Source organism: Roseivirga sp., assembly GCF_965216855.1.
Classification (GTDB): Bacteria; Bacteroidota; Bacteroidia; order Cytophagales; family Cyclobacteriaceae; genus Roseivirga.
In genome coordinates this window covers 75,140-91,564 of the sequence record NZ_OZ244204.1, presented here as the reverse complement: position 1 = coordinate 91,564, position 16,425 = coordinate 75,140, and the positions used below count along the sequence as shown (strand labels likewise).

General features: G+C 42.6%; 15 protein-coding genes. 5 read left to right on the top strand and 10 right to left on the bottom strand.

Annotated features, from left to right (window positions below):
- The first annotated feature begins 38 nt into the window (after nucleotides 1–38).
- A complete protein-coding gene (locus tag ACOOEY_RS00380) occupies nucleotides 39–713 on the top strand; it encodes an outer membrane beta-barrel protein (RefSeq protein WP_420386677.1) in 675 nt (224 codons plus the stop codon).
- Between the two features lie 276 nt (nucleotides 714–989).
- Here the strand turns inward: ACOOEY_RS00380 and ACOOEY_RS00375 are convergent, their stop codons facing one another.
- From ACOOEY_RS00375 to ACOOEY_RS00360, 4 genes are all read right to left on the bottom strand, one after another.
- Nucleotides 990–2,276 carry a citrate synthase gene (locus ACOOEY_RS00375; RefSeq protein WP_420386676.1) on the bottom strand — a complete coding sequence of 429 codons (1,287 nt, stop codon included), beginning with the start codon at nucleotides 2,274–2,276 and terminating at the stop codon, nucleotides 990–992.
- 104 nt (nucleotides 2,277–2,380) lie between these two features.
- Nucleotides 2,381–3,205: a prohibitin family protein gene (locus ACOOEY_RS00370; RefSeq protein WP_420386675.1), complete on the bottom strand. Its 825-nt coding sequence runs from the start codon at nucleotides 3,203–3,205 to the stop codon at nucleotides 2,381–2,383.
- 52 nt (nucleotides 3,206–3,257) lie between these two features.
- Entirely contained in the window at nucleotides 3,258–4,244 is a 987-nt protein-coding gene (locus ACOOEY_RS00365) for a Gfo/Idh/MocA family protein (protein ID WP_420386674.1), read from the bottom strand.
- A 156-nt stretch (nucleotides 4,245–4,400) separates the two neighbouring features.
- On the bottom strand, nucleotides 4,401–7,232 hold the full coding sequence (locus ACOOEY_RS00360) for a M16 family metallopeptidase (RefSeq protein WP_420386673.1): 2,832 nt from the start codon (nucleotides 7,230–7,232) through the stop codon (nucleotides 4,401–4,403).
- A 575-nt stretch (nucleotides 7,233–7,807) separates the two neighbouring features.
- On the opposite strand from ACOOEY_RS00360, the gene lpxB reads away from it, so the two are divergent.
- The 3 genes from lpxB to ACOOEY_RS00345 are packed head-to-tail and all read left to right on the top strand — an operon-like array spanning nucleotide 7,808 to nucleotide 12,052.
- On the top strand, nucleotides 7,808–8,935 hold the full coding sequence (lpxB, locus tag ACOOEY_RS00355; RefSeq protein WP_420386672.1) for a lipid-A-disaccharide synthase: 1,128 nt from the start codon (nucleotides 7,808–7,810) through the stop codon (nucleotides 8,933–8,935).
- A gap of 43 nt (nucleotides 8,936–8,978) precedes the next feature.
- Entirely contained in the window at nucleotides 8,979–10,382 is a 1,404-nt protein-coding gene (locus tag ACOOEY_RS00350; RefSeq protein WP_420386671.1) for an ATP-binding protein, read from the top strand.
- A 5-nt stretch (nucleotides 10,383–10,387) separates the two neighbouring features.
- Nucleotides 10,388–12,052, top strand: coding sequence for an FAD-dependent oxidoreductase (locus tag ACOOEY_RS00345; protein ID WP_420386670.1), 1,665 nt, complete (start codon nucleotides 10,388–10,390; stop codon nucleotides 12,050–12,052).
- A gap of 25 nt (nucleotides 12,053–12,077) precedes the next feature.
- On the opposite strand, the gene ACOOEY_RS00340 is transcribed toward ACOOEY_RS00345, so the two are convergent.
- From ACOOEY_RS00340 to ACOOEY_RS00320, 5 genes are all read right to left on the bottom strand, one after another.
- Nucleotides 12,078–13,454 carry a hypothetical protein gene (locus ACOOEY_RS00340; RefSeq protein WP_420386669.1) on the bottom strand — a complete coding sequence of 459 codons (1,377 nt, stop codon included), beginning with the start codon at nucleotides 13,452–13,454 and terminating at the stop codon, nucleotides 12,078–12,080.
- Nucleotides 13,441–14,091 (bottom strand): hypothetical protein, encoded by a 651-nt coding sequence (locus ACOOEY_RS00335; RefSeq protein ID WP_420386668.1) that lies wholly within the window; start codon nucleotides 14,089–14,091, stop codon nucleotides 13,441–13,443. The genes ACOOEY_RS00340 and ACOOEY_RS00335 overlap by 14 nt, the downstream gene beginning before the upstream one ends.
- A gap of 151 nt (nucleotides 14,092–14,242) precedes the next feature.
- Nucleotides 14,243–14,410, bottom strand: a complete 168-nt coding sequence (locus tag ACOOEY_RS00330) for a type II toxin-antitoxin system RelE/ParE family toxin (RefSeq protein ID WP_420388674.1) — start codon at nucleotides 14,408–14,410, stop codon at nucleotides 14,243–14,245.
- Nucleotides 14,411–14,541: 131 nt separating this feature from the next.
- Nucleotides 14,542–14,784 carry a type II toxin-antitoxin system ParD family antitoxin gene (locus ACOOEY_RS00325; protein ID WP_420386667.1) on the bottom strand — a complete coding sequence of 81 codons (243 nt, stop codon included), beginning with the start codon at nucleotides 14,782–14,784 and terminating at the stop codon, nucleotides 14,542–14,544.
- A gap of 85 nt (nucleotides 14,785–14,869) precedes the next feature.
- Nucleotides 14,870–15,115, bottom strand: a complete 246-nt coding sequence (locus ACOOEY_RS00320) for a prolipoprotein diacylglyceryl transferase family protein (RefSeq protein WP_420386666.1) — start codon at nucleotides 15,113–15,115, stop codon at nucleotides 14,870–14,872.
- Between the two features lie 303 nt (nucleotides 15,116–15,418).
- On the opposite strand from ACOOEY_RS00320, the gene ACOOEY_RS00315 reads away from it, so the two are divergent.
- Nucleotides 15,419–15,961 (top strand): RebB family R body protein, encoded by a 543-nt coding sequence (locus ACOOEY_RS00315; protein ID WP_420386665.1) that lies wholly within the window; start codon nucleotides 15,419–15,421, stop codon nucleotides 15,959–15,961.
- On the opposite strand, the gene ACOOEY_RS00310 is transcribed toward ACOOEY_RS00315, so the two are convergent.
- The gene (locus ACOOEY_RS00310) at nucleotides 15,950–16,390 is read right to left on the bottom strand and encodes a hypothetical protein (RefSeq protein WP_420386664.1); all 441 of its coding nucleotides are present in this window, start codon (nucleotides 16,388–16,390) and stop codon (nucleotides 15,950–15,952) included. The two genes, ACOOEY_RS00315 and ACOOEY_RS00310, sit on opposite strands and share 12 nt — an antisense overlap.
- Between the last annotated feature and the right edge of the window lie 35 nt (nucleotides 16,391–16,425).

Genomic DNA, 16,425 nt, shown 5'->3' with positions numbered 1-16,425 from the left:
AAAAGAAAGTTTCATTATTTTGAGGTAATTAATCTGACATGAAAAAACTACTAATCATTCCATTCCTCATTTTTATGGGGTACAACGCTCAGGCGCAATATGATACCGAAATCGACCTGGGCTTACGAGCTAAATACTCAATTGTACGATTCTCTGAAATCAGCAAAAGCGAAGTTGAAGCGCAGGGGGGTACTTTTGAATCTCACGGAATCTCTTTTGGAGGCTTCCTGCAGCTCAGAGTAAATCACTTCTATTTTCAACCAGAACTTATTTATAACCGCGTTTCTACCAAGTTGGGTAATCAACTTGGTGGTGGACAATACAACTATGGTGAATATGACTTTGTCTTTCACTCTGTTGAGTTACCATTGCTCCTTGGTTATAGAATGAAAATAGGAGATAACTCAGCACTTCGGTTGGGTGGTGGCCCCATGTTGTCATACCTGATGAAGGTGAATGGCGAATTGTACCTGGAGCCTGGCCCTGAAATCAGACAAATTCCGCAAGATGAAATCGATGCTTTCAATGACCTCACGTTAGGAGCAAGAGTTGGTGTTGGTTTTGATGTGGGGCCTTTCTTGTTTGATGTTATGTATGAAAGAGCATTCAGCAAGGTAGGTGAGGAGATTGCCAGAATTACGCCAGTGGTGGCTGGTGAGGAGAAGAGTTTCCTGATTGCTGTAGGATATAAGTTGAAGCGTACTAAGAGGTAGGGGGTGAGTCCTTTTGACTGAGCTTGTATTCTCCAGTTTTGGATGAAGAGGATATGGTATTCTGATCCGAGATTCTGAAACAAGTTCAGAATGACGGTGACGTAGATTTTGATCTGAGATTCTGAAACGAGTTCAGAATGACGATGATGTAGATTCTGATCCGAGATTCTGAAATAAATTCAGAATGACGGTGAGTCGCTCAAAGGTTATGAATAGAAGGAATAAAAAAGCCCATTCTGATTATAGAACGGGCTTTTCTTTTGATGTTATCTTGAATTATCTGGAAGACATATCCACATAAGATCTAAGGTTTGAACCAGTATAGATCTGTCTTGGTCTTCCGATAGGTTCTTTGTTCTCTCTCATTTCTTTCCACTGAGCAATCCAACCAGGTAGACGTCCCATGGCGAACATTACGGTAAACATATCGGTAGGAATACCTAATGCTCTGTAAATGATACCTGAGTAGAAGTCTACGTTAGGGTATAGCTTTCTTTCTACGAAGTAAGAATCGTTCAATGCTTCTTCTTCCAGACCTTTGGCAATATCCAATACAGGGTCTTTCACACCCAGCTTAGCCAATACATCATCGGCAGCCTTCTTAATGATTCTGGCTCTTGGATCGAAGTTCTTGTAAACTCTGTGTCCGAAGCCCATCAGTCTGAATGGATCGTTTTTGTCTTTCGCTTTAGCCATCCACTTCTTAGTGTCACCACCATCTTTTCTGATGTTCTCCAGCATTTCAATTACCGCCTGGTTAGCACCACCGTGAAGAGGTCCCCAAAGGGCATTGATACCTGCTGAGATAGAAGCGTACATGCTGGCGTGAGATGAGCCTACTACTCTTACAGTAGAGGTAGAGCAGTTTTGCTCATGATCAGCATGAAGGATTAACAGTTTATCTAAAGCATCGGCTACCACCGGATCTACTTCATACTCTTCAGCAGGAGTAGCGAACATCATTTTCAGGAAGTTCGAAGTGTAGTTCAGGTTATTATCCGGATAGTTCACCGGATGACCGATCTGATTCTTATATGACCAGGCCGCGAAGGTTGGCATTTTAGCAATGAGTCTGATGATACTAAGATCTACCTCAGAAGCTGCTCTGTTAGGATCGAGAGAAGCAGGGTAGAACGCAGTTTGAGCACATACCAATGAAGATAGAACACCCATTGGGTGCGCTGTAGAAGGGAAGCCTTCCAAAATCTTCTTCACATCTTCGTGTACAAGTGTGTGGTTTGTGATATCTGAAACGAAAGTATCGTAGGTAGCTTTATCTGGCAACTCACCGTAAATCAGCAAGTAGGCTACTTCCAGGAAGTTCGACTTTTCTGCAAGGTCTTCAATTGAATATCCTCTGTATCTGAGGATTCCTTTTTCTCCATCCAGAAAAGTAATGGCACTTTTAGTTGATCCGGTGTTTTTGAAACCAGGGTCAATGGTAATAATTCCACTCGATCCTCTTAAAGAAGAGATATCAATGGCCTGTTCATTTTCTGTTCCTTCAATTACCGGAAGCTCGTAGCTCTTTCCGTCAACTTTGATTTCTGCTGTATTCGACATCGTTACGATTTGTATTAACTTTTTAGTTCAGGGCTCTTTTGCGTGAGCGAATTTACTCTAATAAACAATGAAAAAAAATTCTTGTTCTCCGATGGGCAGATATTTTAATTATTGCCTAAAATTAACGGCAAACCGCCATCTCCCTGACCAATTACGACAACTTTTGAGTTGGGTGATTCTGCTAATTTTAAAGTCGCTTCAATACCTCTCATTTTCAATAAGTTCGGTGTCAAACTGCTGTTTACAATTTTGTTGGCCTGCGCTTCACCTTCAGCAGCAATTCGCTTTCTCTCGGCTTCACTCTTTTCTTTATCTAACCGGTACTGGTAGGCTAAAGCTTCCTGTTCCTGCTGTAGTTTGTTCTCAATAGCCTGCTTGATTTTCTCCGGAAGGATGATACTACGGATCAATAGGGCAGTCATTTCTACATTGTTGGTTTCATTACCCAACACCGTGGCAGTTTCAGTTCTAATAGCTGTTTCTACTTCGGCTCTCTTGGTAGAGAAGATCTCTTCAGCGGTAAAGCGTCCCATCACCTGACGTACGGTTGATCTCACTTCCGGTACCACAAGGGTGTTGATATAACCTAATCTGAATCTTTCGTAGATAAAGCCAATTCGGTCGAATTTAGGGTAAAACCTCACTGAAACATCTACCTGAATGCTCAATCCGTTTTTGTCGAGCACATCCATGGTTTCTTCGGCTTTGCTTTCAGCCACATCGAAAGTGATGAGGTCGTTCCAGGGCGCTTTGATGTGAAAGCCTGGTTGAATGACATTTTCTTTATCCAGTCCTCCTGAGAACTTCTTAAAGAGTACGGCTCTCTCATTGGCCTGAACGGTGTAGAAAATACTTGATGATAGTCCGATCACCACGATAAGGGCAATCGCTGATATCACGATAATGGGCAATAGTCTTCTGTTATCCATATTGAATAAAGTTTATTTCGATGAAATGTATATCTGTCGGACTTACTTTGTGTTATCCGATCTTCTGTAAATTCTTCTCTATTTCTTCCAGAATAGTATAGGCCACTTTTAAGGCTTCATAACCATCTTCTATAGTAACAATGGGTTGTTCATCGTTTTTGATGGCCTGGTGAAAGGTGAATAGTTCTTCTCTTATGGCGTTGCTTGGATGTACTTTCGGATTCTCGAAGATGATTTCCTTCTTGCCTTTGCCTTCTCCAAGGTCCAGCACCATAGAAAATGGCCCTTCGTCTCCTTTGGCGTCCTGCATTCTGACAATCTCAGATTTCTTCTCCAGGAAGTCTACCGCCACATAGGCATCTCTTTGGAAGAAGCGTGACTTACGCATGTTTTTCACCGCAATTCTACTGGTGGTCAGGTTGGCGACACATCCGTTGGCAAACTCAAGCCTGGCATTGGCTATGTCCGGGGTGTCGGCTACTACATTCACACCACTGGCCGATACCTTTTCCACTTTCGATCCAACTGCTTTAAGGATAACATCTATGTCGTGGATCATTAAATCGAGTACCACAGGTACATCTAATCCACGGGGGTTAAACTGAGCCAGCCTGTGAGTCTCAATAAACATAGGCTGCTTCAGGTAAGGCTGAGCAGCGACAAAGGCTGGATTGAATCGTTCTACATGACCGACCTGGATTTTGAGTCCTTTTTCCTTTGAAAGACTGATCAGTGACTCGGCTTCTGCGAGGGTGTTAGTAACCGGCTTTTCGATAAATACATGCTTCCCTGCATTGAGGGCCTTCTGAGCACATTCAAAATGGGAGAGGGTTGGGGTAACAATGTCTACAATATCGACTGCTTCAATCAGCGAGTCTATGGTGTCGAAGCTATCTATGCCATGCTCTTCGGCTACTGCTTTGGCATTTTCAGGTTGGGCATCATAGAAACCTACCAACTGGTAGTCAGCGATGTCTTTGATACATTTGATGTGAATTTTGCCGAGGTGACCGGCTCCAAGGACCCCAATTTTGAGCATAGATCGGTGTTTTTAACTGGAGCCAAAGGTACTGTCTAAAGTTTGAACTTCAAGGATTAATTCAGTTCAATGTCCTTTGATGAGGCTTGAGTATTTCAAGTTCTAAGTTCCCAGTCTGACAACCCGAAACTTAGAACTTAATACCTAACCGGATTTTTACTTCTCCGGTCCGGTCATATCATTAATCAGCACAGGCTTGCCAAAGCCTAATTGATTCATTCGATTCAATTGAGTTTTGGCATCGCCAACCACCAACCAGATCATTTTATTTTCATCCAGATATTGTTTAGATAACTCGCGGATTTTCTCCACGGTCATGCCGCGAACAATAGCCTCTCTGTCTTTAACATAGTTGTAAGGCAATCCATATTCACTAATATTTTCCAACATATTCAGCTTGGCACCTGCTGTTTCAAAAGCACGGGCATTACTCTTAATGAGAAAGCCTTTGGTGGTTTCCAGGTCTTTCTCGGTAAAGCCCGGACCATAGTTGTCCAGTATTTCCTTCACCAATTGCGTTGATTCCAGGGTCACATTGGTTCTTACACCGCTGGATATAGTGAATCGTCCATCGTAAGAGTTACCGGAGAATCCGGACCTGATGCCATAGGTATATCCCTTTCCTTCTCTAAGCTCTTGTGTCAGTTGCGAAGCAAAACCACCACCACCAAGAATGTAGTTCATCACCGTAGCAGGGTAGAAGTCCTTGTCCGTAGCTGGCATAGCTGGATAGCCAATGTTTAATACGGATTGCTTGGCGCCCGGAACATCATAGAAGTAAACCTGAGACTTTTCCGGAGCCGCAGGTTGTTTCAGGTCAGGCAACTGTACGGGCTTAGACTCCCATTCTGTATTTAAGGAAGCCAGTGATTTAACCAGATCATTCTGAGAGATATCACCAACCACATGCAAACGGGCTACTGAAGGTGATATGTTAGCTTCATAATAAGCTTTCAGGTCATCAATGGTTAAGTTAGAAACCGTTTCAATCGTTCCTAAAGGGTTTTGAGCCCTGATATCATCCTTGCCATAAATAAGAATGTTGTAAGCATTACCGGCAATCGCATTCGGATTGGCTTCCTGCTGTCTGATTTGACTGATGGTACCTTGCTTTTCCAATTCAAACTCATCAGCATCCCATCTTGGTTCAAGCAGTATTTCCTCCATCAAGGCTAGTGTCTCGTCATAGTTTTTGGCGAGGGTGTTGGCTGAAATCCTGACGCTTTCTTTACCGGCAAAAACATTGATGCGGGCGCCTAACTGATCGATCGCTTCCTCCAGTTCCTCTGGTGTTTTATTGGCAGTTCCTTTGGTCATCAGTGAGGCCATTAAATTGGCGACACCGAGCTTGTTCATGTCTTCCAAAAGCTGGCCGCCATCAATGACCAGATTGATCTGAACCAATGGAACCTCATCGTTTTCAATTCCATAGATTTTCAAACCATTAGCTAATGAAGCTTCATAAACCTCTGGAATCTGAATCTCAGGCGCATCGCCATAAGGTGGCTCAACCGTTCTGTCGAAGCTAGAAGGGGTTCTGTCATATTCAGCCTGAATAGATGCATCGAAAGTCTCTTCAGCACCTTGGACAATAGCTTCTTCTACTACCTCTGCCTTTTCTGAATTGGCGAGAGCCAGCTCCAGTTGACCTCTTGGTACAAAGCTGGTAGCGATATAGTTCTTGCCTTTAATATACTTTTGATAAACACGCATGACATCGTCTGAAGTCACAGCGAGAATGCTCTCGATATCTTTCTTGATAAAGCCAGGGTCATCAGCAAAGATGTTGTATTGTGCTAACTGGAAGCCTTTGCCCAATACACTTGAAAGGCCATTGTAGAAACCGGTTTCCTGTCCTGCTTTGATACGGTCCAGGTCCTTTTCAGAGATTCCTTCCTGCTCAAATTTGCTGAAAGCCTCATTGATGGCCATTGCTACATCATCCAAATCCTTATCGGCATAGGCTCTGACAGCAAGCTGATATTGTCCTGCCAGCTCAGAGGAGCCATTGTACATTCTCACATTAGAAGTGAGCTTTTTATCTTCCACCAATACCTGGTTGAAAGGGGCTTTCTTACCTGAAGAGAGGTACTGAGCTAGCACATCCAGAGCATAGCTGTCAGGGTGATATTGCTCAACAGTTGGCCATACATAGGTGAGTTCCGGTAAACGAGCGAAGTTATCCTCATGATAAAGCTTAATGGTCTCATCGACTTTACCCGGTCTTGGGGTCATGGCTGCTACTTCTTCACCTCGTGGAATTTCATCGAAGTATTTCTTTACCCAGGCCTTGGCCTGTTCCACATCAAAGTCGCCAGAAACCACAAGGGTCACATTGTTCGGCACATACCATCTTCTGAAGAACTCCTTAACATCGGCCAGGGTGGCTGCCTGAAGATCGTCCAACGAACCAATGACCTGCCAGTTATACGGATGGTCTGATGGATATAGATGCTTATCTATAACATAGCTGGTGTGGCCATAGGGTCTGTTATCATAACTCTGGCGTTTTTCATTCTTGACCACCTGCTTTTCCTTAGCCAATACAGGCTCGGTCACTGTATTGATAAACCAGCCCAGTTTATCTGCTTCAGCCCAAAGCATTTTCTCCAGGGCATCATTAGGAACTGTCTGGAAGTAATTGGTACGGTCTCTTGAAGTAGAGCCATTGGCACCTGAGCCACCCACACGGGCACTCAGTTTATCCAAACCACCTTTTCCAAGGTTTTCAGATTCAAGAAAGAGCAGGTGCTCAAACAGGTGAGCGAAGCCGGTTCTGCCTTCCTTCTCACGAGCAGAGCCCACATGAGCTGTTAAGGCCACTGCCACCACAGGGTCTGAGCGGTCTACATGAAAAACTACATCCAGACCATTGTCTAGTTCGAATTTCTCATAGTCTACATTGAAATCGGCTTTAGGTTCTTCTTGTGGAGCCTGACAGGCAGCCACAAGTACCAATGCGCCAAAAAGTGCTGATTTGAATTTCATAGGAGTTATAATTGATGGTTCTAAATAGCCATTTTAGGCAGATATATCAAGGAGAATTACCTGACCGAGAAGAATTGGCAAGTGAAGTACAGACCTATTTAGGGACAAGACATGTTTTCATGATGAAGGGTGAGAAGACTTCAACCATTTCAATCAATCGGTGAGACACCGATTGTGGCAGCTGCTGAAGAATTCGTAAGTGAAGCGCAGGCCTAGTTTCAGGACAAGGCATGTTTTCATGATGAAGAGTGAGAAGACTTCAACTATTTCAATCAATCGGTGAGACACCGATTGTGGCAGTTGTTGAAGAATCAGTAAGTGAAGCGCAGGCCTAGTTTCAGGATAAGATAAGGAATGTCCGCCCCTTGCACCCCTGCCAGCGGGAGATAGCTAAGTCCGATATGATATTAGCCTAAATCAGTTTTAGGTGAGTTCGGTTTTCAACGCTGGCACCTACTATTCCGCTTATCTGAAGGAGATGAAGAATTGGCCTGGAACTTCTGACCTTAAGCCTTTTGGCGATTTCAATTTGATAATTAAACTCTATACCTGAACTTGCCGTGAGAAATCTAGAAATGAAGTATTACATCATTGCAGGAGAGGCTTCAGGCGATATGCATGCAGCCAATATGATGAAGGAGCTGAAGAAGCTCGACACTGAAGCGTATTTCAGGGTTTGGGGTGGAGACAGGATGTCTGAGCAGGCTCAGGAACTGGCTAAGCACATCAAGGAGACTTCATTTATGGGGATTTTTAAGGTGCTTTGGAACCTCAAGACCATCAAGAGAAATTTCCGGTTTTGTGAGACCGATATAGAGCAATTCAAGCCTGATGTGCTGATACTGATTGATAATTCCGGTTTCAACTTGCGAATTGCCCGCTATGTCAAAGAACAGGGACTCAATATTAAAGTCTTCTATTATATACTTCCACAGGCCTGGGCATGGAAGCGAAAGCGGGTTCATACCATTCACGGCTGGACTGATCGTATCTTTTCCATTCTGCCATTTGAACCTGATTTCTACAAGTCTTATGGATATGACATAGACTTTGTCGGTCACCCGATTCTTGATGCTCTGGAACAGAAGAAACAGGCTTTATTAAGTAAGGAAGAGTTCAGAGAGCGGTTCGGACTATCTGATCAACCCTTAATCGCTCTTTTACCGGGAAGCCGGAGGCAGGAGATTATCGGTAAACTTCCCAGAATGCTGAAGGTGATCTCGCATTTCCCTGACTTTCAATTTGTCATTGCGGGATCAGAGACCATAGATCTGGAGCTATACGAAAAATATACCCACGGCAAGGTGAAGATCCTTTTTGGTTCAACTTATGACATTCTCAATAATGCCTCCGCGGCCTTGGTTACATCGGGCACCGCTACCTTAGAAACAGCCCTATTTAAGGTACCACAGGTAGTTTGTTATAAACCGGGTTGGCTGACTTTCCATTTGCTCAAACGTATTGTCAGCATTAAATACATTGCACTGGTGAATATCATTCTGGATAAAATGGCCGTGCAGGAATTGATTGAAAGTGAACTGAATGAAAAGCGTATGGTCAGGGAATTGATGCTTATCCTCAATGGAGAGCAAAGAAATCAGATTCTTAATGATTATGAGGTGCTAAGAAAGAAACTGGGGGGTACAGGAGCATCAAAAAGAGTAGCTGAATTAATGCATGAAGAATTGACAAAAGGCGATTAACTTAGCTTAAGAACCAAAACCGAAAAATCAAGGTTTCTCCCTCATGAACCAGCCAGACTTAATCAACAAAATCTTATCCTTCCCCATCTTTCAGGAAATCCCTTTGGAACAAATCGAGTGGATCGTTGAAAGGGGAGAATTCATCGTCTTTAAATCCGGGGAGCAGATTTTTAAACGAGGTGATAGTATCGATCGGCTGATGGTGATGATCGATGGACTGGTATCTCTCAAAATTCAGCAAGGCGGTCAATATAAGGAGCTGGCACAGATTAAGACAGGGGAGATTTCAGGCGCTTTGCCTTACAGCCGAGCACAGTCTGCCACAGGAAATGCCTTTGCCGTTTCAGAGAGCAGTGTCTTTACACTGCATAAAGATCACTTCAAGGATCTGATCTGCGAGTGTCACGAACTGACGGCTTTGTTGGTTCATTTAATGACTGACCGTGTTAGAGATTTTAGCCGTTTTCAGCACCAGAATGAAAAGCTAATGGCACTGGGTAAGCTATCTGCCGGACTGGCACATGAGCTAAATAATCCAGCTGCAGCTATTGTGAGAAGTGCCGAGTCACTGCAAAAGCATTTGGGAACAGTTCCTGATAAACTGAAACGGGTAATTTCCATCAATATTGATGATGATCAGATTGATTATGTCAATCAACTGGTCTTTGGTAAACTGCACAACGGCATTATCAAAACACAGTCAATGCTGGCCAGAGCTGAACGGGAAGATGAGTTAACGGATTGGCTGGAAGATAATGGCTATGGCGACTGTTACATGCTGGCCGAAACACTGGCCGATTATCAGTTTGAAGCATCAGATCTGGATGGACTTAAAGAAACCATGGGTGATAAGGAGTTTCCTTCTGTCTTGGAATGGGTAGATAATGTGCTGACCACGGAGAAAATGGTAGGAGAAATCAAGGACGCTTCTAATCGAATTTCAACCCTGGTGAATAGTGTTAAGAATTATTCTCATATGGACAGAGCGGGAGACTATGAGCCTACAGATATCCATGAGGGTCTGAGAGTTACGCTGTCCATACTGAATCATAAGGTGAAGAAAAATCAGGTAAAGGTAGAAGAGCAATGGGCTGCTAATTTACCTAAGATTGAGGCCAGTCCGGGTGTATTGAATCAGGTGTGGACCAATATCATCGATAATGCCCTGGATGCTATGGAAGACAAGGGAGGAACACTGACCATCAAGACGGCCCTGGTCGGGGAGCAGGTGAGTGTTGCTATTACCGATTCCGGAAAGGGTATTCCTCAGGAAATTCAGGATCGGATTTTTGAACCATTCTTCACCACCAAAGACATAGGAAAAGGAACCGGGTTAGGATTGGAAACCGTGCAACGCATCATAGAAGATCACAAGGGTCTGATGAGCCTGGAATCTGAGCCTGGTAAAACCACTTTTGAATTTAGACTACCCATTAACCATCAATAACTCAAATGTCGAAACAACCAATCATTTTTCTTATTGACGATGATGAGCAGGTACTAGCTGCCATCAGGCGGGATATTAGAAAGCAATACCGAGCGAATTACAGGATACTGAGCACTTCTTCAGCCAGGGAAGCCTTAGGTGGTCTAAAGGAATTGAAGCAGGCAGGTGAAGACGTAGCATTATTCCTGTCAGATCAGCGAATGCCTGAAATGACGGGGGTAGAATTCCTGGAGCAAGCTCGAAAGCTTTATCCAACAGCCAGAAGGGTTTTACTGACGGCTTATTCAGATATAGAGGCTGCTATTAAGGCCATTAATGATGTACAGCTGGATTATTACCTCAACAAGCCCTGGGACCCGCCAGAAGAAAAGCTTTATCCAACCCTGAATGATTTATTGGACGAGTGGCAGGTCAGCCACATACCGACATTCAAAGGGATTCGGGTGATTGGTTATCAGTATTCACCTAAGTCGCATGCCGTGAAGGATTTCCTGTCCGGCAACCTGATTCCATATCAGTGGATGGATATTCTCAGTGAGCCTGAGGCTAAAGAATTATTGCAACTGACCAATCTCAGCGATCAGCATTTACCGGCTGTGTTCTTCGAAGATGGTTCGCATTTGCCCAATCCTTCTTCCGTAGAGCTGGGCGAGAAGATAGGCCTTAGCTCAAAAGCCGCTGAGAAGATGTATGATGTAGCTATTATCGGAGCAGGTCCTGCGGGTATGGCTGCTGCGGTTTATGGTGGTTCAGAAGGTCTTAAAACCTTATTGATTGAAAAACATGCCCCGGGTGGGCAGGCCGGTACCAGTTCCAGAATTGAAAACTATCTGGGCTTTCCCAAGGGGCTGTCCGGTGCGGAGTTGACGCAAAGGGCCATTACCCAGGCCAGACGATTTGGTATTGAATTCCTTTCTCCCCAAAGCGTAGTGGGCGTTGAAACGCAGGATAACTACAAGAAGATTGTGCTGGAGAATGGAGAGCAGATTCACACCAAAGCGGTGATCATTACTACCGGGGTACAGTACCGAAAGTTAGACGCAACGGGAATAGACAACTATACAGGAGCGGGTATTTACTATGGCGCTGCTACTACGGAAGCACATGCCTGCAGAGACAAAGATGTTTACATTGTAGGTGGTGGAAACTCTGCCGGACAGGCGGCCATGTACCTGAGCAACTTTGCTAAAAACGTCTATATCGTTATCCGTAAGCCTGATCTGTCGAGCAGTATGAGTCAATACCTTATCGATCAGATTGACGGTACTGCCAATATCAGCCTTGTACCAAGGTCAGTTATTGAATCGGCTCATGGCGATACGCATTTGGAGTGTGTTACCCTAAAGAATCTGGATTCTGAGACTTCTGAGAAAAAGCCTGCTGGCGCGCTATTAATCTTTATTGGAGCGAGACCATATACCAGTTGGACAGGGGAGAGCATACTGAAGAATGAAAGAGGCTTTATTTTGACAGGACGCGATGCTCATAAGGATGAGGACTTCAGGAAAATCTGGAAAAAGCAACGAGAACCATTTCTTTTGGAAACCAGCACTCCCGGAATCTTTGCGGCAGGTGATGTTAGGGCAGGAGCCATGAACCGAGTGGCCTCAGCGGTAGGAGAAGGCGCCATGGCCATTAAGTTCGTGCATGAGTATTTGGGGGAGGTGTAAGGCTTTTAATCTTTGTCAGATTATTTCAATCCTCTTTAATAGTTGGATCAAACACCATATTCTGATAGTAGAATTTCCTGTATTTTTCAGAGCTATCCTTCTTGAGTAAATGGCCTATTTGATAATAGAAAAGTTCATTCGGTAGATTGGACCTGTCGATCGGAATAATGCCTAAAGAAGGGTTTAGTGTGCTGAAGGTTTGGTCTTCTATCATTAAGGTCAATTCAGATATTGAGTCGAGTTTAATAACAGGTTGGTAGATAAATAGCAATGTATCCGCATTCAACTCGACAATTCTCTGGCTAAATGCATCTTTACTGTCATCATAATAAATGATGAACCGATCTGATTCTGAGCTTTCTCTGGACATATCCTTTTGATCAAAAAGCTCACCCTTAGATGCTTCAAGAGCCAGCCTTCTGAACCGATTAACCCAATATTCTCTGTTGTCTCGGATTGATATATTCCTGGCAATTCTTTCTGCCAGATTTAGAAATTTTGAACGGTCTTCCAGACCCTCTATATCTATTTTCAGAGAACCAATTGTATTGTCTTTAAGGTAATAGTTGTGAAGCGTAGTAAGAGTATCCTCTTCATTAGTTTCGAGGTAATAGAGTCGATCGAGATCTAATGAGTCATAAACAACACCCTTTAGCAAATTCCTATCGGATAAAAAGATCTTCAGGTTTGCATCAAGGTCACTTTTTGATGAAGCAACATACTCATATATATAGAATTCAATATTTAATCCATAAGCAAAATTAGCACTACCGAAAACTGCTGTGTTATTCGAAGAGCTATGCACATAGGCTTTTAGAAGATTGTCATTTCTGATATGTGTAGTGAAGCCTGTAGTGGGTTCCATCAAATAAGAAGAATCCATCAGATAATTTGAGAGAGACGAATCCAGAGTATATTCCCAGTTTTTTTGAATAAAGTATTCTGAGCCATGATCAGTTTCGGTATCATATTGACCCTGAAGATTTCTAAGGTCAACCCTGTGTTTAAGTAGCTGTTGATTAGCAGCGTAAAAGTCGTCTCCGATGGAATCCAGTTTCTCATTCAATCGCTCCGCGACCAGATGCGTAATATTAAAGTGATATTGTTCATGTCGAAGAGAATAGTCTTCATAGCGCATGTTCTTTTTACGCCAGGACTTCATATTATCTTGATAGGCATATGCCCTGTAGACTTTTTGTTCTTCATCATACTCCAAATCAATATTGCTTGATATGACAGCCGCCCAATTGGAATATGGAATAGGTATCCCCTGAAAATCCTGCCAATCCAGTGTTTTCCATTTTGCCAAAGTGGGCTTTCTATAGAATCCATTTTCCATCAGAATTATCAAAACAATTCCAATCAGAGAAATCGAGATCAAGAGGAGTTTAAGTCTGCGCATTCCAGGTAAATTCCTTTTTGAACATCTTTAAAAATGCTTCAATCACCAATTCAAAAACTAGACTTATGAAGGCCATAGCCAATATAACTCCTATTAGGTCCGTAATGCTTACAACAAGTTCGGAAGAGGAGTTATAGAATAGGGCAAAAGTGATTAGTTTAAATATCCCATAAAGCATAAAGAATGCGGTGTCATTAATGGCTCTGATGAAAAACCTAGCCGTTTTTTTAAATTCTGAGGCCCAGAAGACATTATTGAGGAGAAGTAACAATACAATTAGAAATGGCATGACGTAGAAACGTTCAATGATTGGATCGTCTTCTCCGCTATAATATTCAAACACCAGCATAACCATGGCATAGAACAGGCTCAGAGAAAGTTGGCCGATAAAAGTTGACCAGCTATACTCTTTGAAATAAAGTTTTAAGTACTCACTTGGAGGGGGCTTTCTTTTCCGTTTTTTAGCAGGAAGTTCAAAAACTTCTTTAGCAATAACAATGTTGTTTTCTGCCCTTTCATCTAATACCTGTTGGGCAGTTTCTACTGCCAGTTTTTGATATCCCTCTGGGTGATCAACAATTTCCTGTAGTTGCTCATTGGTCTTCAGATTAAATCGTGTGTAAAAAGTGTTATTCATTGAATAGCCTGAAACCTCTAAAAACTTTCCTAAATAAACTCATAATTTCGAATTTAGGAATTACAACATCTGCCTTAATCTCCAAATTTCAAACCCAAAACCATCAAAATCACTCCACCCATAATCCGCGGGGTTAGGTGATAAGTGGGCTTTACTCCAAACGCTTCTTAATATCCATTCTCTGGTGCAGGATTCTGACGATTTCAACAGTTCCATTTTCACCTTGTCTATAACATATCAGATGTGATTTTATCTTGGTTACACGATAGCCTTTTCTCACTTGGTCAACAGACTTTCCCGACATAAAATGGTCAGCAATGAATTCAATCTAGTCAATAATGAGTCTGTAATATCTGTCGGCCTGTTCTTTAGACCATTTGTGAAAAGTGTATGTCCAAATGTCATTTAAGTCATTAACCGCCTGTCTACTTATAAGATATTGGGTCTTACTCATAGGTGTTTGCGATGTAGATCAGCCAATTGTTTTTTGGGATCAAAATCTTTCGCAAAGCCACTTTTTTCGCCTATTTCTAAGGCTTTAATTAGCTCACGTTCCTTTTTTTCTTCGCGTTCTAATAATCGCAAAGCAGAACGAATTACTTCACTAGCCGAGCTATATCTTCCAGACTTCACTTCTTCATTGATGAAGTCTTCAAAGTAATCACCTAGAGATACAGATGTGTTTTTAGCCATTTGGGAATTTTTAACAGATAAATGTACCAAGATTTGGTAATCCGGCCAAATGACGCGAACTCGAGAAAACAGAATATCAACAGGACTAAGATGAGTATCTAGTACTCTGGCTCAGGTATTGATTTGAACTCCAAACCATTAAAACAATACCCCCAATAATCAGTGGAATATTTAAGGTCTGACCCATATTGAGGGCAAATGCCACCTGATTCTTTTTAAGGAGCTCAATCAGAAATCGTTGGGCAAAGATGGGTACCATTCCCAGTCCAAAGATAAATCCGGTGTTATGCTCAAACTTGTGGGACTTCCAGGGGATCCTGATAGACATCATTTTGATCTTCGTTACCCTTGAAGTAAACCCTACAGAGACTTTTTATAATACCTCTGTGGTCATTTATGATCTCAAGAAATTAATGCTTCTCTGGCTTCATTGGGTTTAAGCTCTAACTGATTAGTTGTCAAAAAACAGAAATGGTCACAGCATCCGGCTATTTATTTCAGAAAATTGAATAGAACATTCATTATACCCATATCTCTCTATGATTCAGTTTCTTCTCACAAAATAACCTAACGAAAGTTTATCGGTTATCGGCTTATTGTATAAATTCAAAACACACAATTAAACAATAAACATATGCCACAAGAAAATCCATCTAATCAAAACGATGCAGCAGCAGTTATTAAAGAAGGCGAAGCGGCCTGCACTGCACTCGCCAGAAGTATTGCAGAACAGAATCATGTTTTGCTGACATTCTGCAATCAGCTGATCGACAATACACTGGAAGCTATGGCCAAACTGAGCAGTATTGATATGAATATTGCTAAAGAGGGTGCTTCAAAGCGCTTTAAGGAGGCTGTTAAATCGGCAGCGGCTCCGCAGATAGCCAAGGCCAAGGGAGATCAGCAGGCAGCACCTGACAAGAGTGCTTCTCCTACCCAGGAGAAAGCTAAAAGTGCAGCTGGTCCATTAAGCAGTCTTGAGCCTAATATTTCCACTACATACCAAATGTGTACTGGCCAGGTCATGGAAAATGCTGTTCATGCTCAGCAACAATTGTTTGTCATCGCTCAGGCTACTACCACACAAACCATTGAAAATATCCTCAGCATGACTCCGGCAGTATTAGCCATGTCTGTGAAGGAAATTTTAGACGACAATAAGAAATCAAAACCTTAGTATTCGTCCCTTATATTCCCTGGTTAGCGAAGGTTTCTTGCTGATTAAGAGGAGATAGGCGGTTATGAGTCCCACTATGGAAAATGCAAGGTCATAGGGGTCGTAGATATTGTTACCACCCAGATAGTGAAGTTCCATTTCCTGGGTGGTTACATATATAGCAGCCAATAGGGTAGCTGCTACATAACTCTGATGGTCTTTCAACTTGTACTGGTCACTGAAATGCCGTTTGCTAAGCCTCATGAGGATCATGGTCAATACAAATACACCCACTATTGCCTCACAAAAGTTAGGGTAGGAGAGCACGAAGATTTTGAGGAACTCCGGGAAGTTATGCTGCAGAATATAAGGCCGCAGTAAGGATTTAATCAGCACAAAACTGATCAACACGCCCCAATAGATGATATTAATATCTCTGCGTTGAAACATAACACTACAAAAGAATTAAATCTGATCAATTCTTT

Excerpts from the sequence above, each read along its gene's own strand:
- ACOOEY_RS00380 (WP_420386677.1), top strand. The coding sequence starts at position 39 with ATGAAAAAACTACTAATCATTCCATTCCTCATTTTTATGGGGTACAAC.
- ACOOEY_RS00375 (WP_420386676.1), bottom strand. The coding sequence starts at position 2,276 with ATGTCGAATACAGCAGAAATCAAAGTTGACGGAAAGAGCTACGAGCTT.
- ACOOEY_RS00370 (WP_420386675.1), bottom strand. The coding sequence starts at position 3,205 with ATGGATAACAGAAGACTATTGCCCATTATCGTGATATCAGCGATTGCC.
- ACOOEY_RS00365 (WP_420386674.1), bottom strand. The coding sequence starts at position 4,244 with ATGCTCAAAATTGGGGTCCTTGGAGCCGGTCACCTCGGCAAAATTCAC.
- ACOOEY_RS00360 (WP_420386673.1), bottom strand. The coding sequence starts at position 7,232 with ATGAAATTCAAATCAGCACTTTTTGGCGCATTGGTACTTGTGGCTGCC.
- lpxB (WP_420386672.1), top strand. The coding sequence starts at position 7,808 with ATGAAGTATTACATCATTGCAGGAGAGGCTTCAGGCGATATGCATGCA.
- ACOOEY_RS00350 (WP_420386671.1), top strand. The coding sequence starts at position 8,979 with ATGAACCAGCCAGACTTAATCAACAAAATCTTATCCTTCCCCATCTTT.
- ACOOEY_RS00345 (WP_420386670.1), top strand. The coding sequence starts at position 10,388 with ATGTCGAAACAACCAATCATTTTTCTTATTGACGATGATGAGCAGGTA.
- ACOOEY_RS00340 (WP_420386669.1), bottom strand. The coding sequence starts at position 13,454 with ATGCGCAGACTTAAACTCCTCTTGATCTCGATTTCTCTGATTGGAATT.
- ACOOEY_RS00335 (WP_420386668.1), bottom strand. The coding sequence starts at position 14,091 with ATGAATAACACTTTTTACACACGATTTAATCTGAAGACCAATGAGCAA.
- ACOOEY_RS00325 (WP_420386667.1), bottom strand. The coding sequence starts at position 14,784 with ATGGCTAAAAACACATCTGTATCTCTAGGTGATTACTTTGAAGACTTC.
- ACOOEY_RS00320 (WP_420386666.1), bottom strand. The coding sequence starts at position 15,115 with ATGATGTCTATCAGGATCCCCTGGAAGTCCCACAAGTTTGAGCATAAC.
- ACOOEY_RS00315 (WP_420386665.1), top strand. The coding sequence starts at position 15,419 with ATGCCACAAGAAAATCCATCTAATCAAAACGATGCAGCAGCAGTTATT.
- ACOOEY_RS00310 (WP_420386664.1), bottom strand. The coding sequence starts at position 16,390 with ATGTTTCAACGCAGAGATATTAATATCATCTATTGGGGCGTGTTGATC.